Annotated in this window: 23 protein-coding genes; 18 read left to right on the forward strand and 5 right to left on the reverse strand. The window is 73.1% G+C overall.

Annotation, left to right across the window (positions count from 1 at the left end; translation table 11 throughout):
• Positions 1–8 precede the first annotated feature (8 nt).
• From ACFQGL_RS30465 to ACFQGL_RS30520, 12 genes are all read left to right on the forward strand, one after another.
• Positions 9–275: an acyl carrier protein gene (locus ACFQGL_RS30465; RefSeq protein ID WP_007460627.1), complete on the forward strand. Its 267-nt coding sequence runs from the start codon at positions 9–11 to the stop codon at positions 273–275.
• A complete protein-coding gene (locus ACFQGL_RS30470; RefSeq protein WP_377516091.1) occupies positions 275–520 on the forward strand; it encodes an acyl carrier protein in 246 nt (81 codons plus the stop codon). Before ACFQGL_RS30465 ends, ACFQGL_RS30470 begins: the two co-directional genes overlap by 1 nt.
• Positions 513–1,610, forward strand: a complete 1,098-nt coding sequence (locus ACFQGL_RS30475) for a beta-ketoacyl synthase N-terminal-like domain-containing protein (RefSeq protein WP_377516092.1) — start codon at positions 513–515, stop codon at positions 1,608–1,610. The genes ACFQGL_RS30470 and ACFQGL_RS30475 overlap by 8 nt, the downstream gene beginning before the upstream one ends.
• A 59-nt stretch (positions 1,611–1,669) precedes the next feature.
• Positions 1,670–2,221, forward strand: coding sequence for a beta-ketoacyl synthase chain length factor (locus ACFQGL_RS30480; protein ID WP_377516093.1), 552 nt, complete (start codon positions 1,670–1,672; stop codon positions 2,219–2,221).
• Entirely contained in the window at positions 2,218–3,834 is a 1,617-nt protein-coding gene (locus ACFQGL_RS30485) for a class I adenylate-forming enzyme family protein (RefSeq protein ID WP_377516094.1), read from the forward strand. Before ACFQGL_RS30480 ends, ACFQGL_RS30485 begins: the two co-directional genes overlap by 4 nt.
• Positions 3,831–5,072 carry a beta-ketoacyl-[acyl-carrier-protein] synthase family protein gene (locus ACFQGL_RS30490; RefSeq protein ID WP_377516095.1) on the forward strand — a complete coding sequence of 414 codons (1,242 nt, stop codon included), beginning with the start codon at positions 3,831–3,833 and terminating at the stop codon, positions 5,070–5,072. Before ACFQGL_RS30485 ends, ACFQGL_RS30490 begins: the two co-directional genes overlap by 4 nt.
• A gap of 77 nt (positions 5,073–5,149) precedes the next feature.
• Complete coding sequence (gene hppD, locus ACFQGL_RS30495) at positions 5,150–6,241, forward strand: 4-hydroxyphenylpyruvate dioxygenase (protein ID WP_377516096.1); 1,092 nt, start codon at positions 5,150–5,152, stop codon at positions 6,239–6,241.
• Positions 6,238–7,167 (forward strand): phytanoyl-CoA dioxygenase family protein, encoded by a 930-nt coding sequence (locus tag ACFQGL_RS30500; RefSeq protein WP_377516097.1) that lies wholly within the window; start codon positions 6,238–6,240, stop codon positions 7,165–7,167. Before hppD ends, ACFQGL_RS30500 begins: the two co-directional genes overlap by 4 nt.
• 2 nt (positions 7,168–7,169) lie before the next feature.
• A complete protein-coding gene (locus ACFQGL_RS30505) occupies positions 7,170–7,961 on the forward strand; it encodes a DUF3050 domain-containing protein (protein WP_377516099.1) in 792 nt (263 codons plus the stop codon).
• A complete protein-coding gene (locus tag ACFQGL_RS30510; protein WP_377516100.1) occupies positions 7,958–8,929 on the forward strand; it encodes a thiamine pyrophosphate-dependent dehydrogenase E1 component subunit alpha in 972 nt (323 codons plus the stop codon). Before ACFQGL_RS30505 ends, ACFQGL_RS30510 begins: the two co-directional genes overlap by 4 nt.
• Positions 8,930–9,904, forward strand: a complete 975-nt coding sequence (locus ACFQGL_RS30515; protein WP_377516101.1) for an alpha-ketoacid dehydrogenase subunit beta — start codon at positions 8,930–8,932, stop codon at positions 9,902–9,904. It abuts the gene before it with no gap.
• Positions 9,901–11,259, forward strand: coding sequence for a hypothetical protein (locus ACFQGL_RS30520; protein ID WP_377516102.1), 1,359 nt, complete (start codon positions 9,901–9,903; stop codon positions 11,257–11,259). Before ACFQGL_RS30515 ends, ACFQGL_RS30520 begins: the two co-directional genes overlap by 4 nt.
• A 75-nt stretch (positions 11,260–11,334) precedes the next feature.
• Here ACFQGL_RS30520 and ACFQGL_RS30525 read toward each other — a convergent pair whose 3' ends face one another.
• The 5 genes from ACFQGL_RS30525 to ACFQGL_RS30545 all read right to left on the reverse strand — a co-directional run bounded on the left by ACFQGL_RS30525 (position 11,335) and on the right by ACFQGL_RS30545 (position 17,002).
• Positions 11,335–12,021: an SGNH/GDSL hydrolase family protein gene (locus tag ACFQGL_RS30525; protein WP_377516103.1), complete on the reverse strand. Its 687-nt coding sequence runs from the start codon at positions 12,019–12,021 to the stop codon at positions 11,335–11,337.
• A gap of 128 nt (positions 12,022–12,149) precedes the next feature.
• Positions 12,150–13,088, reverse strand: coding sequence for a sialidase family protein (locus ACFQGL_RS30530; RefSeq protein WP_377516104.1), 939 nt, complete (start codon positions 13,086–13,088; stop codon positions 12,150–12,152).
• Between the two features lie 198 nt (positions 13,089–13,286).
• The gene (locus tag ACFQGL_RS30535; protein ID WP_377516105.1) at positions 13,287–14,177 is read right to left on the reverse strand and encodes an aminoglycoside phosphotransferase family protein; all 891 of its coding nucleotides are present in this window, start codon (positions 14,175–14,177) and stop codon (positions 13,287–13,289) included.
• Between the two features lie 54 nt (positions 14,178–14,231).
• Positions 14,232–15,446, reverse strand: a complete 1,215-nt coding sequence (locus ACFQGL_RS30540) for an MFS transporter (RefSeq protein WP_377516106.1) — start codon at positions 15,444–15,446, stop codon at positions 14,232–14,234.
• A complete protein-coding gene (locus ACFQGL_RS30545) occupies positions 15,443–17,002 on the reverse strand; it encodes an AMP-binding protein (RefSeq protein WP_377516107.1) in 1,560 nt (519 codons plus the stop codon). The genes ACFQGL_RS30540 and ACFQGL_RS30545 overlap by 4 nt, the downstream gene beginning before the upstream one ends.
• Positions 17,003–17,309: 307 nt before the next feature.
• Between ACFQGL_RS30545 and ACFQGL_RS30550 the strand changes: the two genes are divergently transcribed.
• The 6 genes from ACFQGL_RS30550 (at position 17,310) to ACFQGL_RS30575 (ending at position 23,603) form a co-directional block, all read left to right on the forward strand.
• Positions 17,310–18,587: an SGNH/GDSL hydrolase family protein gene (locus ACFQGL_RS30550; RefSeq protein ID WP_377516113.1), complete on the forward strand. Its 1,278-nt coding sequence runs from the start codon at positions 17,310–17,312 to the stop codon at positions 18,585–18,587.
• Positions 18,588–18,652: 65 nt separating this feature from the next.
• On the forward strand, positions 18,653–19,864 hold the full coding sequence (locus ACFQGL_RS30555; protein ID WP_377516108.1) for a cytochrome P450: 1,212 nt from the start codon (positions 18,653–18,655) through the stop codon (positions 19,862–19,864).
• 9 nt (positions 19,865–19,873) lie between these two features.
• Complete coding sequence (locus ACFQGL_RS30560) at positions 19,874–20,839, forward strand: alpha/beta hydrolase (protein ID WP_377516109.1); 966 nt, start codon at positions 19,874–19,876, stop codon at positions 20,837–20,839.
• Positions 20,832–21,944, forward strand: a complete 1,113-nt coding sequence (locus ACFQGL_RS30565) for an alpha-hydroxy acid oxidase (protein WP_377516110.1) — start codon at positions 20,832–20,834, stop codon at positions 21,942–21,944. Before ACFQGL_RS30560 ends, ACFQGL_RS30565 begins: the two co-directional genes overlap by 8 nt.
• 3 nt (positions 21,945–21,947) lie before the next feature.
• Positions 21,948–23,276 (forward strand): aminotransferase class I/II-fold pyridoxal phosphate-dependent enzyme, encoded by a 1,329-nt coding sequence (locus tag ACFQGL_RS30570; protein WP_377516111.1) that lies wholly within the window; start codon positions 21,948–21,950, stop codon positions 23,274–23,276.
• A gap of 75 nt (positions 23,277–23,351) precedes the next feature.
• On the forward strand, positions 23,352–23,603 hold the full coding sequence (locus ACFQGL_RS30575) for a hypothetical protein (protein ID WP_377516112.1): 252 nt from the start codon (positions 23,352–23,354) through the stop codon (positions 23,601–23,603).
• The last annotated feature ends 112 nt before the right edge of the window (positions 23,604–23,715 follow it).

A 23,715-nucleotide genomic window follows, 5' to 3' on the forward strand; every position in this document is an offset into this window, starting at 1 on the left:
GGGTAACCATGAGAGCCGAGGTCCGTGCCTTCGTCGTCGAGCAGCTCGCCGACATGAACTACGACGTCGAGGGGCTCGACGACGACACCACGCTCGGCCCGTCCGGCGTCGACCTGGAGTCGCTGGCCCTGGCTGACCTGTCCGTCCGGGTCGAGGACCGGTACGGCCTGACGTTCGCCGACGACGAGTCGGAGAAGCTGGCTCTGATGACGGTGGGGGAGTTCACCACCATGGTCGCCGACCGCGTCGCCGAGGCGACGAGCGACAACGCCTGATGACCGGTCAGCCCGATCTGGGGCGAGCTGACCTGCTGACCATGCTCGCCGAACTCACCGCGAAACCCGCCGCCGAGGTGCCCGACCGGATCGGCTCGATGGAACTCGCCTGGCTGGTACACCTGGTCGAGCAGCGCTACGAACGGCGGCTCGACCTCACCGACGACGATCTGGCCGGCATCCGTACCGTCGACGACGCCGTGGCGGTGTTCCGGGCGTCGTTGACCGCCCCCGCAGATGGTTGAGCCGCGTACCGCCCAGCTCACCGGTATGCACGCGGTCAGCGCCCTGGGCCGGGGCGGGGAAGCGCAGCTCGCCGGCTCGCCGACGTTCGGTCCGGTACGCCGATTCGACACCGCCGCTCGCCGGGTCACCGTGGCGGCCACCCTGCCGGACGTCGGCACACTCCCCGACGAGCTGGCCGACGCGATCGAGGAGGCCTGCCGCGCAGCCGGGCTGGACCGCGTCCAGCGAGCCGCGTGCGCGCTGCTGCTCGCGGTGCACGGCGGTCCGGACGCGTCCGCGTTGGCCGACCAGCTCGCCGCCCGGTGTGGACTGGGTGGGCGTACCCGGGTCTACACCAGCGCCTGCGTCTCGGCGAGCACGGCGGTGGCCGACGCGGCCACTCTGATCGGCCGGGGCGATCTCGACCGGGTGGTGGTGGCCGCCGGTTACCTCGTGGAGCCGGATCAGTTCGCGCTCTTCGACGCCGGTCGGGCGCTCGCCGTCGACGGTGTGGTCCGGCCGTTCAGCGTCGGCCGCCGGGGGCTGCTGCTCGGCGACGGCGTGGCCGCGGTGGTGCTGGAGGCCAGCGCGGCGGGCCGTCGGCGCGGGGCCGAGCCGGTGGCCACCGTGGCCGGCTGGGGGCGGGCCGGGGACGCGTTCCACCCGTGCCAGCCGGACCCGACCGGTGCCGGGCTGGCCCGGGCGGTCGGCACGGCGCTGCGCCGCGCGGGGCTGCCGCCCGAGGCCATCGGGTACGTCAACGCCAACGCCACCGGCACCGCGCAGAGCGACGCCGCCGAGGCGGCGGCGCTGCGTCGGGCCCTCGGCGAGTACGCCAGACAGGTCCCGGTCAGCTCCACCAAGTCGCGGCACGGGCACGCGCTGGAGGCGTCCGGGCTGCTCGAACTGGTGGTCACCACGCTGGCCCTGCGCGCTGGCGACCTGCCGGTCAACGCCGGCTGGCAGGGCCCCGACGAGCACTGCCCACTGAACGTCATCACCACCACCCCGCACCCCACCACCCCGCACCCCACCGCCCCGACCCACGCCCTGACCCTGAACGCCGCCTTCGGCGGAGCCAACACCGCCCTCCTGGTCGGCCTCCCGTGACCCCCACCGATGCCCGCTCTCCGCGATCGTGCACTTCCCGCTCGGACGAACAGGGCGAAGTGCGCGAATCGGCGACCGGAGCCGCAAGATCGCCGGGGCCGAGGGCGGGGGCCCGGGTCGCCGTTCTCGCCGAGGCTCGGTGGTCTGGGGCGCAGGACGGTGCCGCTCCGGGGGTTGCCGGCTTCGTCCACTCGGGATTCGCGCCCACCGTGGTGGCCGTTGCCGAGCGGTGTCTGCGGCGGCGGTACCGGGCTGCGCCGGTGCCGACCGATGTGCGAACCGCTGTCGTGCTGGTCAGTGCCAGCGGGGACCGGGCCAGCGCCGAGCAGGTCCGGGCCACGGTCGACGCCGGCGGGCGGGTCGGCCCACTGTTCTTCTTCCAGTCCGTCCCGAACAGCGTCGCCGGGCACCTCGCGGCCCGCTGGGGGCTGCGCGGTCCGGTGGTCTGCCTGAGCCCGACCGGCGACCCACGCGCCGACGGCATCGCCGAGGCGGACCTGCTGCTGTACGACGGCGACGCCGACGAGGTGTTGCTGATCCTGATCGAACAGGCACCCGACGCGTCCACCGAGGCGGTCGCGGTGCTGCTGGGGGGAGGAGCACGACCATGAGGACTCCGGGACTGCGCGGCGCGCTGGCCGCCGACACCGAACTGGGCGCGGGCAACGTCCTGGCCCGGGTGCTGGCGCACGGCGCCGACCCGGACGGGCCCGGGCTGACCTTCGACACCGCCGTCGACGGGCACCCGGCTGAGGTACCGCTGTCGCTGGGCCGGCTCGACGAGCGGGTCGCCGCCCGCGCCGCCTGGCTGCACGAGCGCGGCGTACGCCCCCGTGACCCGGTCGCCGTGTGGGCCACCGCCGCCGCGGACATGGTGCTCAGCTTCCTGGCACTGGCCCGGCTCGGAGCGATCCCGGCGCTGATGAACGGCAAGCTCCGCCCGGAGATCGCCGCCGAGTACATCCGTCGGCTGCGGGGCGTGGGCGTACTCGCCGACGACGCGCACACCGAGCTGCTGGCCGGGCACGACCTCGGCGTACCGCTGCTCGGCACGCCGGCGCAGGCCGGTACGGGCGACCCGTCCGCCGCGCCGGCGCACTACCGGCACCACCCCGACGATCCGATCGTGATCACCCACACCTCCGGGACCACCGGTGTGCCCAAGGCGGTGCTGCACTCGCACGCCAGCCTGTTCGCGGCCACCCGGCACCTGCTCACCATGCCGCAGGCACAGGGCACCAAGCGGATCCTCAACGCGTTGCCCGCCCCACACACCGCCACCGTGCTGATGGTCAACCAGGCGCTGGGCAACCGGGCCGAGATGTTCCTGCTGTCCGAGCAGGGCGGCGAGCGGGTGCTCGACGCCATCCAACGCTGGCGTCCGGACGGGGTGTTCGGCTTCTCGGTCACCTGGGCCGAGCTGGCCCGGTTCGACCTGTCCGCGTACGACCTGGACTCGGTGCGACTGTGGTTCAACACCGGCGACTGCTCGCACGAGCCGCACATCCGACGGCTCGTCGCGGTCGGCTGGCGGGACACCGTCACCCGCGACGGGGTGGCCCGGGTGCCCGGCTCGGTCTTCATCGACGGGCTGGGCTCCAGCGAGATGGGACACTCGATGTTCCACATCACCCACCGCGCCGACACCGACCGGTACGGCCGCTGCATCGGTCGGCCGTACCAGTTCACCCGGGTCGCGGTGCTCGACGCCGACGGTGAGCCGGTGCCGACCGGCGAGGTGGGTTTCCTGGGCATCGACTCGCCGTCGCTGTTCCGGGGGTACTGGAACGACGCGGTCACCACCTACCGGTTCCGCCAGCGCGGCTGGTACCTCACCGGAGACCTGGTCTACGCCGACGCCGACGGCCGCTACTACCACCTGGACCGGGCGGTGGACTCGGTCGACGCGGGCGACGGGCGGCGGTACTACACCGCGCTGTCCGAGGAGCGGATCCTCGCCGCCTGCCCGGACGTGACCGACTGCACCGTGGTGATCGTCGCCGAGAACGGCGTGGTGGTCACCGACGTGCTGCTGGAACTCGCCGTCGGCGCGGACGAGGGCGAGGACCGCACCGAGCGGGTACGCGCCGCTCTCGGCCCGGACGTGGGCGGCACGCTGCGCCGGGTGGTGCCGGTGCGGTCGGCCGACATCCCGGTCACCGTGACCGGCAAGGTCCGCAAGGTCGCCCTGCGCGAGCGGTACCTCACCGAGGCGCCCTCGTGACCACCACCGTGATCACCGGGATGGGCCTGTTCACGCCGGCCGGGCGAGGCGTCGAGGAGACCTTCGAGGCGCTGACCACCGGCCGGTCCGGGCTGACCCGGCCACCGGACGGGCACCCGGCCCGGGAGTCGCTGGAGGTCGCCGGCCTGCTGCCGGACATCGACCCGCGCAGCGTCGCGTCCGGGCCGGAGACCCGGGTGCTGGACCGGATCGTGGTGCTCGCGCTGCTCGCCGCGGCCGACGCGCTCGCCGACGCCGGCATCCAGGTGGGCCGGGACGTCGACCCGGACCGGATCGCGGTGATCGTCGGCGGTGTCGGCGGGATGGCCACCCTGGAGGCTCAGGTGCTGGCGCGCGCGGCCCGGGGGCGGGCCGCGGTCAGCCCGTACCTGCTCACCGGGATCCTGCCCAACATGCCGGCGGCCCGGATCGCCATCGCGCACGGCATCCGGGGTTACAGCTCGTCGGTCGGCACCGCGTGCGCCTCCGGCGCGCAGGCGGTCGCCGACGCGGTGCGGCTGATCCGGGCCGGAGAGGCCGACGTGGTGCTCTGCGGTGCGAGTGAGGCGCCGCTGTTCCCCACCTTCGCCGACACCTTCGGCAATGCCCGGGCGTTGGCCCGCGCGGGCACCGACCCGGCTCGGGCGAGTCGCCCGTTCGACACCTCCCGCACCGGGTTCGTGCTGGCCGAGGGTGCCGCGCTGCTGGTGCTCGAACGCGCCGAGCACGCCGCCGCACGAGGTGTCACCGGGTACGCCGAGGTGGCCGGTTACGGGGCGACCACCGACGCGTACCACCCGACGGCTCCGCGTCCGGACGGTGCCGGTGCGGCGGCGTGCATCCGCCGCGCGCTGGACGGCGCGGCCGTGCCCGCGGCGGCGGTCGGGTACGTCAACGCGCACGGCACCGGCACGAAGCTCGGCGACATCGCGGAGAGCATGGCCCTGGCCGACGTCTTCGGCGTCGGTGGCGTGCCGGTCAGCAGCACCAAGGCGCTCACCGGCCACCTGCTCGGCGCCTCCGGGGTGCTGGAGGCGGCGGCCACCGCGCTGGCGCTCGGTCGGGGGCTGCTGCCGCCGACGTACCACCTCGACGACCCGGACCCGGCCTGCCCGGCGGACCACATCCGTGGCGCGCCTCGCAAGGCCGATCCGGAGTACGCGCTGACCAACTCGTTCGGGTTCGGTGGCCAGAACGTGAGCCTGCTGCTCGCGCGGGTCGCCGAGCCGAGGAGGTGAGCGACGCGGCATCCCGGGCGGGGCGCGCCCGGACGGCAACACGGGGGGAACCGTGCGAAGGGCTCAGGGACAGGGACATGGACATCCGTGGAATTGACCACATCGAACTCTATGTGGGGGACGCCCGGCAGGCGGCCTTCTATTTCAGCACCGCCGTCGGCTTCCAGCTCTGCGGCCAGGGCGGCCCGGAGACCGGGCTGGCCGGGCAGCGCTCGCTGCTGCTGTGCCACGGCGACATCCGGCTGGTGCTCACCTCCGGGCTGAGCGCCGAGCATCCGGCGGCGCGGTACGTGCAGCGCCACGGCGACGGCATCGCGGTGGTCGCGGTCGAGGTCGACGACGTCGCGGCCGCGTACGCCGAACTGCTCGGCCGGGGCGCGACGGGGGTGACGCCGCCGACCACCAGCACCGGCGCGGACGCCGAGGTGGTGATCGCCGAAGTGGACGGCTTCGGTGACGTACGGCACCGCCTGGTGCAGCGGCGCGGCGACCGGGGGGACTTCCTGCCCGGTGTCATCGTGCCGACGCAACCGGCCGCGCAGGACGACAAGGCCGTCCTCGCCGAGATCGACCACCTGGCCGTCTGCGTGCCACCCGGGCAGCTCGACGAGACGGTCCGGCACTACCAGCGGCTGTTCGACTTCGGGCAGATCTTCGAGGAGCACGTCGAGGTCGGCGGGCAGGGCATGAACTCCAAGGTGGTGCAGAGCCCGTCCGGGCAGGTCACCGTGGTGCTGTTGGAGCCGGACCGGACCCGTCGGCCCGGACAGATCGACGCCTTCCTCGACCAGCACGCCGGGGCCGGGGTGCAGCACCTGGGGCTGCGGACCGACGACATCGTCGGCGCGGTGGAGGAGCTGGGCCGACGGGGCGTGCGCTTCGCCGGCACCCCCGGCAGCTACTACGACGCCCTCGAAGCGCGGGTCGGCCGGGTGGACGCGCCGCTGGACCGGCTGCGTGAGCTGGGGGTGCTGGTCGACTCCGACCACGGCGGCCAGCTGTTGCAGATCTTCGCCGAGTCGATGCACGTACGCCGCACGCTCTTCCTGGAGCTGATCGAGCGGCGCGGCGCCTCGGGCTTCGGCAGCGGCAACATCAAGGCGCTCTACGAGGCCAAGGAACGCGAGCTGGCCGCGGTGGCGGTCGTACCGCAGGGGGTGGGGGCGTGACCGCGACCGGGTTCGAACCGACGTTGACCGCGCAGGAGCAGGAACTGCTGCCCTCGGACGACGACGTGCGGCACTACGCCGAGCACGGCTGGTACCTGTCCAAGAAGCTGCTCACCGACGACGAGGTGGACGCGCTCGCCGCCGCCGCGCAGCGCTACTACGACGGCGAGCGGGACCGCAGGCTGCCGGTCCGGCCGCCGAAGCTGGCCTACTGGGAGCCGTCGAAGGGTGCGGTGCAGCGGCACAACGACTACGTCCACCACGAGCACGACGGGCTCGGCGCGATCCTGCGCAAGCCACTGATCGGCGCGGTCGCCGCCCGGCTGGCCCAGGCCGACGAGATCCGTGTCTTCCAGTCCACGCTGATCCTCAAGCCGCCGATCTCCGGCGAGCCCAGCAACATCGTGCCCTGGCACTTCGACAAGCACTACTGGGCGTCCTCGTCGTCGGAGAAGATGCTCACCGCGTTCATCCCCTTTCACGACTGCGGGGAGGAGATGGGCACCATCACCATGGTCGACGGGTCCCACCGCTGGCGGGAGATCGGCGCGGACGACACCGTGGTGCGGCACTTCGCCGACCGGGACCGCAGCCAGCTCGAGGAGATGCTGGCCGCGAACGCGGCGCACAACGGCGTCGAGATTCGCAAGATCCCGATCGTGATCCCGAAGGGGCACCTGAGTTTCCACCACTGCCGCACCTACCACGGCAGCGGCCCGAACGTCAGCGGTCGCCCCCGACAGGCGATCTCACTGCACCTGCAGGACGGCGACAACGCCTGGCGGGAGTATCCGCTCTCGGACGGCACGCTCGCCGCGTACAACCACGACGTGCTGGTCCGCCGTACCCACGACGGGCGGCCGGACTACGCGGACCCCGACTACTGCCCGGTCATCTGGCGCCACCGCGCCCAGCAGGGAGGCTGAACATGTCACGGTACGACTGGGGTAAGACCCACCCGGGGATCGAGCGGCTGGAGCAGGCGGTGACCGACCGGCGCGACGCCGTGGTCAAGCACCCGCTCTACGCCAACCTGGACACCCACGAGGCGCTGGTCACCTTCATGGAGCACCACGTCTTCGCGGTCTGGGACTTCATGTCCCTGCTGAAGTCGTTGCAGCGGCAGCTGACCTGCGTCACCGTGCCGTGGATCCCGACCGGCCCGACCGGCAGCCGCCGCCTCATCAACGACATCGTGATGGTGGAGGAGAGCGACGAGCTGGGCGAGGGCTACATCAGCCACTTCGAGCTGTACGTGCAGGGCATGGCGGAGGCCGGCGCGGACACCACCGCCGTGAACGCCCTGATCGACCTGCTGCGCGCCGGCCGTCCGGTCACCGACGCGCTCGCCGAGGCCGGGGTGCCGGCCGCGTCGGCGGCGTTCGCCGCCACCACCTGGAAGATCATCGAGACCACACCGGTGCACTGCCAGGCGGCGGCCTTCGCGTTCGGCCGGGAGGACCTGATCCCGGACATGTTCACCCAGGTCGTCTCGGTCAACGAGCGCAGCAACCGGCTGAACAAGTTCGTCGACTACCTGGAGCGGCACATCGAGGTCGACGGCGAACAGCACACCCCGATGGCCATGCAGATGCTCGCCGACCTGTGCGGCGACGACGACACCAAGTGGCAGGAGTGCGCCGACACGGTCAACACGGCGCTCGCCGCCCGGTCCCGACTCTGGGACGACATCCTGGCCGCGATCAAGGGGCCGGCGTGACCGACGCCGACCCGGTCCGGCTCTACCGCACGGTCCGGCTGATCCGCCGGTTCGAACAGCGGGCGGTGGAGCTGGTCCACGGCGGGCAGATCGTCGGCGGCATCCACCCCTACCTCGGTCAGGAGGGGATCGCCGCCGGCGTCTGCGCCGCGTTGGGTGTCGACGACGTGGTCGCCGGCACCCACCGCGGGCACGGGCACGTGCTGGCCCGGGGCGCCGACCCGGCCCGGATGCTCGCCGAGCTGTGTGGCCGGGTCACCGGCCTCAACGCCGGGCGGGGCGGCTCGATGCACGCCGCCGACCTCAGCATCGGCGTACTCGGTGCCAACGCCATCGTGGGGGCCTCCGGGGCGATCATCACCGGTGCGGTCTGGGCCCGGCGACGCCGGGGTCAGGACACCGTCGGAGTGAGCTTCTTCGGTGACGGCGCGGTCAACGAGGGGATGCTGCTGGAGGCGTTCAACCTGGCCGCGCTCTGGCGGGTGCCGGTGCTGTTCGTCTGCGAGAACAACGGCTACGCCACCACCATGCCGGTCGCCGCAGCGGTGGCCGGCAGCATCGAGGGCCGCGCCGCCGCCTTCGGCATCCCGGCCGTCGAGGTCGACGGCCAGGACCCCGAGGCGGTACGCGCCGCCGCGTCCGCCGCCGTCGACCGGATGCGCGCCGGCGGGGGCCCCGAGCTGATCGAGGCCCGGACCTACCGCTTCGACGCCCACCACACCTTCGAACACGCGGTACGCCTCGACTACCGCCCGCCCGACGAGGTGACCCGTGGTCGGGCCCGGGACCCGGTACGCATCCAGGGCGAGCGACTCGCCGACGCGGACCGGGCCACCGTGGACGCCGAGGTCGAGGCGACCCTCGACGCGGCCGTACGGTTCGCCCTGGCCAGCCCCGAACCCGACCCGGCCGACGCACAGGCGTACCTGTACGCCAGCGGCCTGACCGCCCGCGCCGGAGGTGGCTAGGTGCCTCGACTGTCGTACCGCCGGGCGCTGACCCGGGCGTTGGCCGACGAGTTGGCCCGCGACGAGACGGTGTTCCTGCTCGGCGAGGACATCCAGGTCGGCGCGTCACTGGTCACCACCGGGCTGGCCAAGCGGTTCGGCACCGACCGGGTACGCGACACACCGCTGTCCGAGCAGGCGTTCACCAGCTTCGCCACCGGGGCGGCGCTGGCCGGGCTGCGGCCGGTGATCGAGTTCCAGATCCCGTCGCTGTTGTTCCTGGTCTTCGAGCAGATCGTCAACCACGCGCACAAGTTCCCGCTGATGACCGGCGGCCAGTGCGCGGTGCCGGTCACCTACCTGGTGCCCGGGTCCGGCTCGCGTACCGGCTGGGCCGGGCAGCACTCGGACCACCCGTACAGCCTCTTCGCCCACGTCGGGGTGGTCACCGCCGTGCCGGCCACGCCGGCCGACGCGTACGGGCTGCTGGTCACCGCGATCCGGCACGACGACCCGGTGGTGGTGTTCGCACCGGCCGGGGCGATGGACGTACGCGCGGACGTCGACCACACCGCGCTGACCCCGGTGCCGCTGGGCCGGGGCCGGATCCACCGGTTCGGCGACGACGTCACCGTGGTCGCGGTCGGGCACCTGGTGCACGATGCCCTCGCCGTGGCCGAGGAGCTGGCCGACCAGGTGTCGGTGGAGGTGTTCGACCCGCGCACGCTCCACCCGTTCGACTGGGACGGGTTGACCGAGTCGGTGGCCCGTACCCGCCGGCTCGTGGTGATCGACGACTCCAACCGCTCCTGCGGAATCGCCGCCGAGATCATCGCGACGGTGGTGGAGCGGGTCCGGCTGCTCGCGCCGCCGCGCCGGGTCACCCGCCCGGACGGGGCGGTGCTGCCGTTCGCCCCCGCGCTGGACCGGGCCGTGCAGCCCGGTCGCGACCAGCTCGCCACCGCCATCCACCTGACCATGAAGGACGGATCATGATCGACCCGAAGTATCCGTGGCCGTCGGCCGACCAGGCCTGGACCGACCTGCCGGAGCCGGCCCGCCGGGCCATGGTGGCCAGCGGCGCGGCGGCCTGGGAACGGGTCTTCCACGGCCGGGCCACCTACAACAAGCAGTGGCGGCTGGCCCGCCCGCCGGTGCTCACCGCCGACGCCTGGCGGGAGCTGAACGAGGTCTGCGACCGGCTGGCCCAACTGATCCTGGACGCCTGTCGGCGGCGGGTGGGCACCGCCGGTGAGCTGCGTCGGTTGCTCGGCGTACCGGAGGGGGAGACCCGGCTGTTGGACGAGTCGGAGCCGCTGACCGAGGCGTTGCTGGCCGCGTACCGGCCGGACGTGCTCTTCTCCGCCGGGGTGCCCAAGTTCGTCGAGTACAACATCGACAGCAGCCTCGGCGGCGGGTTCGACGCGGACACCGTCATCCAGCGGTTCGCGCAGCTCTATCAGGAGCAGGGCATCCTGGACGGGCTGCCGGTGCGGGCCGCGCCGTCCCTGCTGGACCAGCGGTTCGTGGCGATCCGCGAGGAGCTGCGGTTGCCGGCCGGCGCCCGGGTGGCGCTGCTGATGGACTTCGACGGCGACTACCCGGGCCTGGACGACCCGGAGACGTTCATCCGGATCCTCGACCCCCTCGCGGTACGCGCCCAGGACTTCGGCATCAATCTGGTCATCGCTCCACTGTCCACCGCCACCCTGGACGCCGACGATCGGTTGGTGGTCGGCGGCGCGCCGGTCGACGCGCTGTTCCGGCTCTTCGTGCCCAACCGGGTCACCCCGACCCCGGGCCTGGACGCGGTCGCCGGGGCGCTGGCCGCCGGCACGCTGCCGATGTTCGTGTCGGCGGCGGCCTGGCTGCTCGGCAACAAGATCACCTTCGCCTGGCTGTGGGAGGACGTGGACGAGCTACCCGCCAACGACCAGGCGCTGATCCGGCGACATGTGCCGTACACGGTGCCGCTGACCGCCGCGGTGCTCGACCGGGCGATCGCCGAGCAGCACGAGCTGGTGGCGAAGCCCGCCGACGGTTCGGCCGGGCACGGCGTCCTGCTCGGCCCCGAGCTGAGCCCGGCCGCCTGGGCCGAGGGGCTGCGCGCCGGTGTGGACCGGGGCGGTGTCATCCTCCAGCAGTACCTGCCGGCCGACGAGGTGCCGATGGACTTCGTACAGATCGAGACGGGGGAGACGGTGACGGCCGACGTCCCGTACACCCTGGCCCCGTACCTCTTCGGCCGCCAAGCCTCCGGCGGCCTGGCGCGAGTTGGCTACCCCGGCTGCGACGGCGTCCTCAACCTGGCCCACGGAGTCCTCCTAACCGGAATCCTCCTCCAAACCTAACCCCCCGGGGCGCCACCCGATTTGATCAAGAAGTTTGCGTCACGAACGCTGAGGTGGGTGACGCAAACCTCTTGATCACCGGGGCGGTGAGGGGCGGGTGGGGGAGAGGCGGCGGAGGGTTTCGGCGGTGGCGATGGCGTCGCTGCGGGCGCTGCCGTGGCGGCCGTCGGTGCTGTAGAGGGTCGGGTCGGCCGTCAACGGGTGGTCGGTCAGGTTGACGTGCAGGGTTCCCAGGCGGTCGGCCAGTGCCGCGGTGTGGGACGAGAGTCGGCGCATCCGCTCGCCCAGCCCGGCGCGTGCCGCCTGCGGCACCGCAGGGCTGTGGGAAACGTCGAACATGCCCACCGTGATCACGTCCGAGCCGCCCTGCTGGAGGGCGACGATCATCGCCGTCAGCTCCGCGTCGACGCTGTCCGCGTCGTACCTGGACCGGAAGGCGTCGTTCCCCCCGCAGACCACCAACGCCAGGTCCGGACCGAACGCCAGGGCCGGGGCCAGTTGGGTGGCGCGGACCTCGTGCGCGCGGAGCCCACTGCGGCCGAGATTGAGGTACGCCAGCTCGGGGCGGACGGCGGCCAGTTCGGCGGCGATCCGGTCGGCCCACTGCACGTCCGGGTAGCCCGGCGTCGACTCGCACATCCCCTGCACCACGCTGTCGCCGAGCGCCACGAACCGCCGCCACGGGTGCCCGCGCAGCAGGTCGGCGCTCTCGCCCTGCCGCAGGCAGTACGGGTCCGTCGCTTCGGTCAACGTCGATGACATGCTCGGCAGGCTAACCGAGTGAACCGGCGGTGGACAGCGCATCGCCGCTCCCACCCCTGGCGGGTGAAGCGGCGGCGCGACACCCTGGAGTCCCGTCGATCGTCCGATGTGGACGACGCCGATGCCGCTCAGCCGGACAGGCTGACTTCGGCCAGGTAGACGCAGGTCCGCTCCTCGTGAGAGGAGTAGTAGCTGACCCACAGCAGGTCGTCGTGCCAGACCAGGCCGGGATAGCTGGTGTCGCCACCGGAGGGCAGGGCGACCAGTTCGGTCAGCTCGCCTCGCTCGGCGTCCACGGCGCAGATCGCCGTGCGTACCGCGCCGTCGAGCAGGCGTACCCCGGCGAGGAGCCGCCCGTCCGGCAGCTGGAGCAGCGTCGGCCCGCCCACCTGTACGCCCAGGTCGGTCCAGGTCCAGTCGCGGTACGGCGGCCGGGCGCGGCCGAGCTGTGCGGAGGCGCTGTCGCCGTCGCGCCGCAGCAGGCACACCGCCGTACCGTCCGGTTCGAAGACCAGCCCGGACTCGTTGGGGTAGCCGCCCTCGAACAGCGTCGGCACCCACGGCTCGAGGTCGATGCCGTCCTCGCTGCGGTAGAGCCGGGCGAACCGTGGGTCACGGGTGGCGTAGCCGACGCCGTACATGGCGTCGTCCTGCCAGGCCGCCCGCCACACCCAGACGCCCGGTTCGCCGACGGGGACCGGATCGCCCCAGGTCTGCCCGTCCGCCGAGAGTGCGGTCACCGTCCGGAACGTCTTGGTGCCCTCGCCGGTGGCGGCGGCGGCCAGCAGTTGCAACCGCCCGTCCGGCCGCGGGACGAAACGCGGGTCGCGCAGGTCGACGCCCTCCTGGCGCACCACCGCGGCCGACCTCCACGACCGGCCGTCGGTAGAGGTCAGCACCCGGATCACACCGTCGTCGGAGAGGTGGGTACGCGCCTCGCGGAAGGCACAGAACCAGCTCCCGGAGTGTCGGACCAGGTCGGTGAACGCGCTGTGCGGCGCGCTGTCGCCGATCCGGTGCACGGCGGTGACCGCGGCGGTGGTGTGGCGGGTGGGTGACGACGTCATGCGCGGCGGCCTCCTGAGGGCACGGAGAGAGCGGGACGTGGCGGGCGTTGACGGTAGCCGTCGGGGCCGACGCCTTCGCGGCCAGCAGGCGAACGCGCGACGAACAACGCCCAGCCCGCCCGGCGACGCGGGCGGTCCCGGCCCGCTCGACGGCGTGGCGGTCGACCACGGTCATCAGGTGGCCGGCGATCTGGGGACTCAGCGCGACAGGGCGTGCTCGGCGAGCAGTTCGCCGAGCACGTGTTCGGCCTCGGCCGCCTTGGCCGGGTCCGGATTGTCCAGGCTGATCAGCGCCTTCCACAGCGCCCAGCCGCGCCCTCGGGCCCAGGTGGCCGCGTCGACGTCGATCGCGTCGCGGAACGCGGCCCGGCTCTCGCCGTGCAGGAGCGTCCAGGCGATCACCAGGTCGCAGGCGGGATCGCCGACGCCGCAGCAGCCGAAGTCGATGACGGCGGTCAGGCGGCCGTCGCGAACCAGAATGTTGCCGGCGGCGACGTCGCCGTGGAACCAGACCGGCGGCCCGGCCCAGGTGGCGTCGAGGCCCGCCTGCCAGATGCCGGCGACGATATCGACGGGCAGTCGGTCGCGGTGTGTCTCGATCGCCGCGCGGGTCTCGGCGTCGTACATGGCCAGTGGCCCACCCCGCCAGAAGCTGTGCGGGCCGGCCGCCGGGCCGTCGGTGGCGTCGACGGCACGCAGGGCACGCAGGAAGTCGGCGAGGTCGGTGGCGAACCGGGTCAGGTCGTCGATCCGGTCGGCCCGCGCGGTGCGGCCGTCGATCCACCGATACACCGACCAGGGGTACGGGTAGCCGGCGCCGGGCCGGCCGTGGCCCACCGGGGCGGGCACCGGCAGGGGCAGTCGTACGCCGAGCATCGGCAGCCAGCGCTGCTCCTTGGCGACCTGGAACATGTAGCCCTCGGCGCTGGGCAGCCGTGCGATCATCGTCTCGCCCAGGTGGAAGGTGCGGTTGTCCCAGCCACCGACGTCGACCGGGCGTACCGGCAACTCGGCCCACTGCGGAAACTGCTCGGCCACCAGCCGGCGTACCAGTTCTACGTCGATGTCGGGGATGGATTCTGCGCTCATCCGTCCGAGCCTGAAGTGGTCGACCGACGCACGCAACCGGTTTTGCGCCGCTTGTCAGGCGGGGGTGGGTTGCGACGGGGTGTTCGTGCGTACGGTCCGGGTCAGCAGTGGGTACGCGGTGACCAGCAGGCAGGCCGCCGCCATGACCAGCAGCGCCGGGGTGAGCCCGAGCGCGTCGACCGACCAGCCGCCGAGCAGCGCCCCGACCGGCAGCCCGATGAAGGCCAGCGAGCCGGCGATGCCGATCACCCGGGTCTGCAACGCCGGTGGCACCCGCTCGTAGAGCGCCACCCCGAGCAGTGGGTTGACCGCCGCGATGCCGATCCCGGACAGGAAGGTCACCACCAGCACCACCGGTAGCTCGTCGCTGATCGCCAGCGCGACCAGCCGGGGTGTGCCGGCGATCGTCGCCCCGAGCAGGAAGGTCAGCCGACCGGGCAGCCGGGGCCCGAGCGCGGTGAACAGCACGTTGCCCAGCAGCGCGCCCGCCGAGAACGCCGCCAGCACCAGACCGAGCCCGCTCGGACCGTGTAGCTGCTGGGCCACCCAGAACGGGATGTAGACCGCCACGCTGGCGTTGGCCACCATGTTCAGCGCCGAGACGACCACCAGCATGCCCAGCAGTGGCCGGTCCCGGCCCAGATAGCCGAACCCTTCGCGCAGCGCTCGCAGGTAGCTCTCCGGCTGGGCGGGCTGCGCCGGCGCGGCCGGTGGGCGGACCAGGACGCCGATCAGCAGCGCGCAGATCCCGAAGCTGGCCGCGTCGATGAGGATCGCCTCGGTCACCCCGAACCAGGCGATCAACAGGCCGCCCACGGCGGCGCCGAACAGGGTCACCACCCGGCTCAGCCCGTCGTACGCCGAGGTCAGCCGGATCAGCGGCACCCCGGCGGCCTCCGCCACCGGGCGGAACATCACGTGCTTGACCCGGTCCCCGATGCCGCGCAGCGCGCCGGCCACCGCCACCAGCACCACCAGCGGGGCGAAGCCCAGCCACGGGGTCAGCGCGACGACCAGCATGGCGACCGCGCTGCCGACGTCACACACGATCGAGGTGCGACGCAGGCCGATCCGGTCCGCCCACGGTGTGCCCAACGCGCTGGACAGCAGGTATGGCAGCGTCTCGGCGAACGCGACCAGGCCCATCTTGGTCGGGCTGCCGGTGGTGACGAGCACCAGCCAGGGGATGGTCACCACCGAGATGCGGGTGCCCAGGTTGGAGACCAGATCCGCGCTGACCAGCACGACCAGCTGGCGGCGGGGTGTCACGCCCCGACCGCCGCCGACCGCCGCGCGGCATAGCGGTCGCGCAGCGCCCGTTTGTCCACCTTGACCGACCGGTTGACCGGCAGTCGGTCCACGAACTCCACCTCGGCCGGCGCCCACATCTCGTTGAGTTCGGTGGTGACCAGGTCGATCAGCTCCGCCCCGGTCACCGTCGCGTCCGGCGAGAGCACCACGAACGCGTACGGGACCTCGCCGACCGTCTCGTCCGGTACGCCGATCACGGCGGCGGCCCGCACCTGCGGGTGCCCGGCCAGCACGTCCTCGATCGGGCGGCAGAAGATGGCCCAGTTCCGCCGGTGCGTGACGATCATGTCGTGTGCCCGGTCGACCAGGTAGAGGTAGCCCTCCTCGTCCAGGTGGCCGATGTCGCGGGTGCGTACCCAGCCGTCGACCAACGTCTGCGCGGTCAGCTCCGGCTGGCCGTGGTAACCGGCGAAGCTCAACCGGGTCCGCACCCACACCTCGCCGTCGCGGCCCGGCGCGAGCACCGTGCCGTCGCCGTCCCGGATCTCGATGTGGACGTCCCCGTAGGGGCGGCCGCAGGAGCGCAACCGCTCCGGGTGCGCCGGATCGTCGGTCAACCCCGGCAGCGCGGTGATCACCACGGCCTCGCTGAGGCCGTACACGATGCGCAGCACCGGGCCGAAGCGTGCGATGGCCTGGCGCAGCCGGGCGGGCGCGGCGGGCCCGGCGCCCACGTTGAACATGAACATGGCGGAGAAGTCCGCACCGACCACCGCCGGGTGGTCCAGCAGTTCGTAGAGCATCGGCGGGGTGACGAAGGTCGAGTTGATCCGTTCCCGCTGCACGGTGGCCACGAACGCCACCGGGTCCCAGTCGTCGCGCAGGAACAGCACGCCGCCGGTGAACAGGTTGAACAGCGTGGTGATCTGGCCGCTGGCCAGCCACATCGGCGAGTGCGACAGGTGCCGCAGCAGCGGGAACCCGGCGGCGCGGAAGTCGGCGGCGAGGGTGAGGATCTGCTCGTAGAAGCTCTGCCGGTGGTGCACCAGCTTGGGGCTGCCCGTGGTGCCACTGGTCTGCAGGAACGACTCCGGCGCCGGCACGGACGCCGGCAGCTCGACCGGCTCGGCGTCGGCGGTGGGGTCCGGGGCGGCGCCGCCCGCGCCCAGGCAGCACACCGGCGTGCCGGGCAGCGCGGCGGCCAGCTCCGGACCCAGACTGTTCGGATCACGGGCGTCGTAGACCAAGGCGTCGGGGCGGGCCAGCCGGATGAACTCATCGACCTCCCGACGGGCGGTGACCGGGGCGACCCACATCGTCCGGCAGCCGATCAGATGCAGGGCGAGCTGGAGCAGCGGGCCCTCGACCGCGTTCGCCACGGTCACCAGCACCGCCGAGCCGGGCCGTACGCCGTGCCGGGTCAGGGTCGCGGCCATCGCGCGGACCTGCGCGGCGGCCTCGGTGTACGTCAGGCGGCGTCCACCGCCGACCAGCGCCTCGCGGTCGCCGAAGTCGGCGAAGAGGTCCAGCACCCTGTCCACGTAGGTCGTGGTGTGCCCGGGTCCGTCAGTCATCCGGCAGCCCCCATCCGAGAAAGCGGTCCCCGGGCAGCTCCCGGGGACGACGCGGCGGTGGCGCGCGCTCGGGCGACCGCACCGCCGCCGCCTGCGAGCCTAGGCCGCAGAAGAGCTGGTCGGGACCGGGCCGAAGGGCGATCCGACAGTCCCGGCGGACATTTGATCACGTCGATCAGGTTGATTGACGCCCATGAACGGCGGCGGCTAGGTTTCTCAACCATCGTCCAGGCGGGAGCCGTCAGCGGATGGCCCTGGGCTGCCACACGATGGAGGTTCCATGTCGATCCAGAAGAGATGGCATGTCATCGCCGCCGCGACCGCGTTGCTGGTCGTGGGGGCACCCGCCGTCGTCGCCAGCGCCGGCCCGACCGCGTCCCTCACCGGCCGGCAGGACCGGCCCGAATGGGCGGGCAGTTGGGCCGCCGCGGTCACCCGGGGCAACTCGGTCGGGCTGACCAACACCGGTCTGAACAACCAGAGCGTCCGGATGGTCGTGCACGTCTCGGTCGGTGGCCCGGCGCTGCGGGTACGGCTCAGCAACCTCTACGGCGAGCAGGCCGTACGGGTCGGTCGGGCCACCGTCGCCAAGCCCAACACCGCCACCGTGGACGACGTCTCCGACATCGACCCGGCCTCGCTGCGCCCGCTGAGCTTCAGCGGCGCCGCCGCGGCGACCATGAACCGGGGCGCCGAGCTGCTCAGCGACCCGCTGCCCTTCGCTGTGGCGGACGACAGCGACCTGGTGGTCACCCTGCACTTCCCGACCCCGACCGGGCCGACCACCTTCCACGGGCAGTCCCAGCAGACCAACTTCATCGGCGCCGGTGACCTGACCGGGGCCGCCGACGGCACCGGGTTCACCATCCGTCCCACCTGCTGCTGGTTCTTCCTGTCCGGGATCGACGTGCAGCGCCGGGCCACCCCCGGCGCGGTGGTCGTGCTCAGCGACTCGATGGGCGACGCCAACGGCAGCACCGTGAACGCCAACCGGCGCTGGCCCGACCTGCTCGCCGACCGGCTGCGCGCCGACCGACCGGACGCGCGAACTCCGGGCGTGCTCAACCTGAGCCTGGCCGGCAACCGGCTCAACCACGAGGGTCCCGAGCCGGGCGCCGGCGACTACCCCGGCTACTTCCAGCTCGGCCCGAACGCGGCGGCCCGGCTCAACGAGGACGTCTTCCCGCAGACCGGCGTCCGTACCGTGGTCACGCACCTGGGCATCAACGACATCTGGATGTCCAACGACTCGGCCGAGGCGATCATCGCCACCCTGCGGCAGATCAACCAGCAGCTTCAGCAGCGCGGGCTGACCAGCCTGGTGGCCACCCTGACCCCATACGAGGGGCACGGCGCGCCGGGCGTGTGGACGCCGGAGAAGGAGGCCACCCGGCAGGCCGTGAACGCCTACCTGCGCGGCAGCCGGGAGTTCGACGGGCTGCTCGACTTCGACCGGGTGCTGCGTGACCCGGCCCGACCCAGCCAACTGCTGCCGGCGTACGACTTCGGGGACCACATCCACCCGAACGACGCCGGCAACCAGGCGATGGCGAACGCCGTACCGCTGCGGTTGCTGGATCTGTGACACCGGCCGGGACGGCGGGTGACCCCCGCCGTCCCGGTCACCGACATCCTGGGGAGGAGATCGTCGTGGAGGTGCAGGACCTACTCACCGGCCTGTACAGCGAGCAGGGCCGACAGAATCCGTATCCGTGGTACGCCGACCTGCACCGGCTCGGGCCGGTCAGCGCGGTGCCGGCGCGCGCCGAGCACCGTACGGTGGCCGCCGTGGCGGTCGGCTACGACCTGATCGACGGGCTGCTGCGCGATCCGCGGTGGACCAAGCAGCCGCCGCCGGGATGGGAGGAGCAGGAGATCCTGCGTACCTTCCAGACCTCGATGATGTTCATCAACCCGCCCGACCACACCCGGATGCGGGCCGTCTTCTCCGGCACCTTCACGCCGCGCCGCCTGGGTGCGCTGGAACCGGTGATCCTGCGCGTGGTGGACGAGCTGCTGGACCGGATGGCCGACGCCGGGGGCGGGGTCGTCGACTTCGTGGCCGACTTCGCGTACCCGATTCCGGCCCTGGTGATGGCCGAGTTCATCGGCATCCCGGCGCAGGAGCTGGCCTGGTACCGCGAGCGGGTGGAGCGGATCGACGAGTTCCTGGACGTGGCGGGCAAGACCCCGCAGCGGCTCGCCGCGGCCAACGAGGCGGCGGACGAGCTGCGCGCGTTCTACCGGGAGTTGCTGGCGCACCGCCGTCGCGCGCCGGGGGAGGACCTGATCAGCGGCCTGGTCGAGGCGTTGGACACGGGTGGGGTGGCGCTGAGCGAGGACGAGCTGATCAGCAACCTGATCGTGTTGTTCAACGCCAGCTTCGTCACCACCGTCTACATGTTCAGCAACGGGCTGCCGCTGCTGCTGGAGCACCCGGAGACGGTCGCCGCGCTGGCGACCGACGGGACGCTCGCGCAGGGCTGCGTCGACGAGGTGCTGCGGCTGCAGAGCCCGGTGCACTTCCTGGCCCGGGCGGCGCCGGAGGACACCGTGCTGGGCGGCGTGCCGGTCGCCCGGGACGACAACGTGCTGATCATCATCGGGGCGGCCAACCGGGACCCGGCGCGGTTCCCGGACCCGGACGTCTTCGACCCCACCCGGGCCGGCCCGCCGTCGTTGGCCTTCGGGGTGGGTCTGCACTTCTGCCTCGGCGCGGCGGTGTCCCGGCTGGAGGGACGCCTCGCGCTGCCCCGGCTGTTCGCCCGGTTCCCCCGGCTGGCGGTCACCGAGACACCGACGTACAGCGGCAGCCTCTTCCTGCGCGGCATCGACAAGCTGCTGGTCAGCACCGGCGGATAGGAGACCGGCATGGCCCTGCATCCGGAGGTGGCGGCGTACCGGGCCGCCCGCGCCGCGGCCGGCACCCCACCGCTGTACGCGCAGACCCTGACCGAGGCCCGCGCCGCGGACCTGGCCGCGATCCGCGCCGGCGGCGGGGTGGTCGAGCCGGTGGCCGAGGTACGCGAGGAGCGGATCCCCGGTCCCGCCGGTGAGCTGCCGCTGCGGGTGTACCGGCCGGCCGGGCAGGGACCGCTGCCCACCCTGCTGTACTTCTTCGGCGGTGGCTGGACGCTCGGCAGCGTCGACACCGCCGACGGCATCTGCCGACGGTTGGCCAACGCGGTGCCCTGCCAGGTGATCACCGTCGGCTACCGGCTGGCCCCGGAGCACCCCTTCCCGGCCGCGGTGCACGACTGCCACGCCGCCACCCGCTGGATCGCCGGGCACGCCGACCGGCTGGGCGTGGACCCGGCCCGGTTGGCGGTGGGCGGGGACAGCGCCGGCGGCAATCTTGCCGCCGCCGTCGCCCTGCTCAGTCGCACGGACGGCCCTCGGCTCGCCGGGCAACTGCTGGTCTACCCGAACACCGACCAGAGCGGCGAGCCGGCCGGCCCGGCCGACGACGATCCGACGCTCTTCAACCGCCGCTCGGTCGCCTGGTACCGGGAGCACTACCTGGCCGACCCCGCGCAGGCCCGGGACCCGTTGGCCTCGCCACTGCTCGCCGACGACCTGACCGGCCTGCCGCCGGCGCTGGTGATCACCGCCGAGCTGGATCCGCTCTGCGCCGAGGGGCAGCGGTACGCCGAGCGGCTGCGCGCCGCCGACGTGCCCACCCGGCTGGAGCACTACCCGGGGATGATCCACGGCTTCTTCGCCATGCCCGGCGTCTTCACCGACGGCCAACGGGCGCAGCAACGGGCGGCGGCGTTCCTGCGGGAGCGGTTCGGGTTGCCGGGTTCGTCGTCGGGTACGGAGGTGCGGGGTGGCTGAGCCGGTGTTGACCGAGCTGCCCGTCGAGCCGGCGGTGTCGCTCGACGACTACGCGGCGCGAGCCCGGGCGGTGCTGCCGCCGGACGTCTGGGACTACGTCGCGGGTGGCAGCGCCGCCGAGGTGACCCTGGCCGCCAACCGGTCCGCGCTGGACCGGGTCGCGGTGCTGCCCCGGATGCTGCGCGGGGTGAACGCGGTCGACCTGAGCACCCGGCTGCTCGGCCGCCCGTACGCCATGCCGGTCGGCGTGGCGCCGATGGCGTACCAGCGGCTGCTGCACCCGGACGGGGAACTGGCCCTCGCGGCGGCGGCCGGCGCGGCCGGGGTGCCCTACCTCGCCAGCACGCTGGGCAGTACGCCGATCGAGCTGGTCGCCGGCACCGGCGCGGAGGTCTGGTTCCAGCTCTACTGGCTGCGCGATCGGGCCCTGGTCCGCGACCTGCTGGACCGCGTCGTCGCGGCGGGCTGCCGCGCGCTGGTGGTCACCGTGGACGTACCGGTGCTCGGCCGGCGTCCCCGGGACCTGCGCAACGCGTTCCGGCTGCCGGCCGAGGTGGTCGCCGCGAACCTGCCCGACGGTCGGGACGACCTCGCGCACGCCGGCGCACCCGGGGTGTCCGCGATCGCCGCGCACACCCACGCGGCGTTCGCGCCGGCACTGCGCTGGGCGGACCTCGCCTGGCTGCGCGAACACCTCGACCTGCCGCTGGTGGTCAAGGGTGTGCTGGATCCCCGGGACGCGGTCGAGGCGGTACGCACCGGCGCGGACGCGGTGGTCGTCTCCAACCACGGTGGCCGACAGCTGGATGGGGTGCCGGCCAGCGTCACCATGCTCCCGGAGGTCGTCGACGCGGTCGGCGACCGCTGCCAGGTGCTCCTGGACAGTGGCGTCCGCAGCGGCACCGACGTGCTGCGGGCGCTCGCGTTGGGCGCCGCCGGGGTGCTGGTCGGTCGGCCGCTGCTCTGGGCACTGGCCGCTGGCGGCGAGCCGGCCGCGCGGGACGCGCTGGAGTTGCTCGCCACCGAACTGCGCGACGCGTTCACCCTGGCCGGCTGCGCCGACCCGGCGGCGGCCGGCGAGCTGCGTACCGTCGCGGTGGGTTGACCGGTGGCCGACACCGAGCCGGCGGACCTAAGCGTCGCCGACCTGCACCCGGCGCTGGACGACCCGGCGCTCACCTCGATGAACTTCCTCAACGAGGTGTCCGAGCGCTATCCGGCGGCGGTGTCACTGGCCGCCGGCCGGCCGTACGAGGAGTTCTTCGACGTGGCGGCGGTGCACCGCCACCTGGAGACGTTCCACCGGCACCTGACCGACGAGCTGGGGCATCGGCCCGAGCAGGCCCGGCGGCTGCTGCTGCAGTACGGCCGCACCAAGGGCATCGTGCACCACCTGATCGCCCGCAACCTCGCGGTCGACGAGGCGATCACCGTCGACCCGGAGTCCATCGTGGTGACCGTCGGCTGTCAGGAGGCGATGTTCCTGGTGCTGCGGGCGCTACGGGCCGGCCCGGCGGACGTGCTGCTCGCGGTCGCCCCGACCTACGTCGGACTGACCGGCGCGGCCCGGCTGGTGGACCTGCCGGTGTGGCCGGTCGCCGGCGGGCCGTCCGGGGTGGACCTGGCCGACCTGCGGGCCCAGGTACGCCGGGCCCGGGCGGCCGGGCTTCGGCCGCGCGCCTGTTACCTCATGCCGGACTTCGCCAACCCCTCCGGGGTCAGCATCGACGCCGCCGACCGGCGTCGGCTGCTGGAGCTGGCCGCCGAGGAGGACCTGCTGCTGCTGGAGGACAACCCGTACGGGCTGTTCCACCTCGACGGCGGCCCACGTCCACCGACCCTGAAGGCGTTGGACACCGACCGGCGCGTGGTCTACCTCGGCTCGTTCGCCAAGACCGTACTGCCGGGTGCACGGGTCGGCTACGTGGTCGCCGACCAGCGGGTGGCCGGTGCGGACGGCCGGGTCGGCCCGCTCGCCGACCAGCTCGCCATGATCAAGAGCATGGTCACGCTGAACACGTCACCGATCGCGCAGGCGGTGATCGGCGGTCGGCTGCTGGAGCACGGATGCAGCCTGGTTCCGGCGAACACCCGGGAGCGGGCCGCGTACGCCCGCAACCTGCGCCACCTGGTGGCCGGGCTGGCCCGACGGTTCCCGGACCGGCCGGACCGCCCGGCGGTGGTGCGGTGGACGACGCCCGCCGGCGGGTTCTTCGTGGTGGTGACCGTGCCGTTCGTCGTCGACGACGCGCTGCTGGACCGGTCGGCGCGCGACTACGGGGTGCTCTGGACGCCGATGGCGCACTTCTACGACGACACCGCCCCGGTGTGTGCGCTGCGGCTGTCGGTGAGCGCGGTGACCACGGCGCAGATCGACCTCGGGCTCGACCGGCTGGCCGCCCTGATCACCGACGAGCTGGCCCGACCGGCAGGTTGACACACCGCGTTCACCGGATGGCAAAGCGCGACGGCCGGCGTTCCGGCGTCCTGGGTGGACGGTCATAATGACCGCATGGTTGCCTGGGAGTACGCCTTGCTCGTCCGCCGCTATCAGGGACAGGGCCGCAATTTCCACGTCTCGTTCCACTGGTACGGCCCGGACGGGTCACGCACCGACATCACGGCGTACGGCGACACCGCCATCGCGCACCTCAACCGCGCCGGCCGGGACGGCTGGGAGCTGGTCTCCGCCGCCGAAGACGTGAACAACGTCCAAGGCAGCACCGAAGTCCACCGCTACCACCTAAAGCGCCCCCTCGCCTAACCCGCCCCGCCCCCCCCCCCCCCCCCCCCCCCCCCCCCCCCCCCCCCCGCCCCCCCCCCCCGCCCCCCCCCCCCCCGCCCCCCCCCCCCCCCCCCCCCCCCCCCCACCCCCC

This window comes from Micromonospora vulcania, from assembly GCF_042658605.1.
GTDB classification, from domain to species: domain Bacteria; phylum Actinomycetota; class Actinomycetes; order Mycobacteriales; family Micromonosporaceae; genus Micromonospora; species Micromonospora vulcania.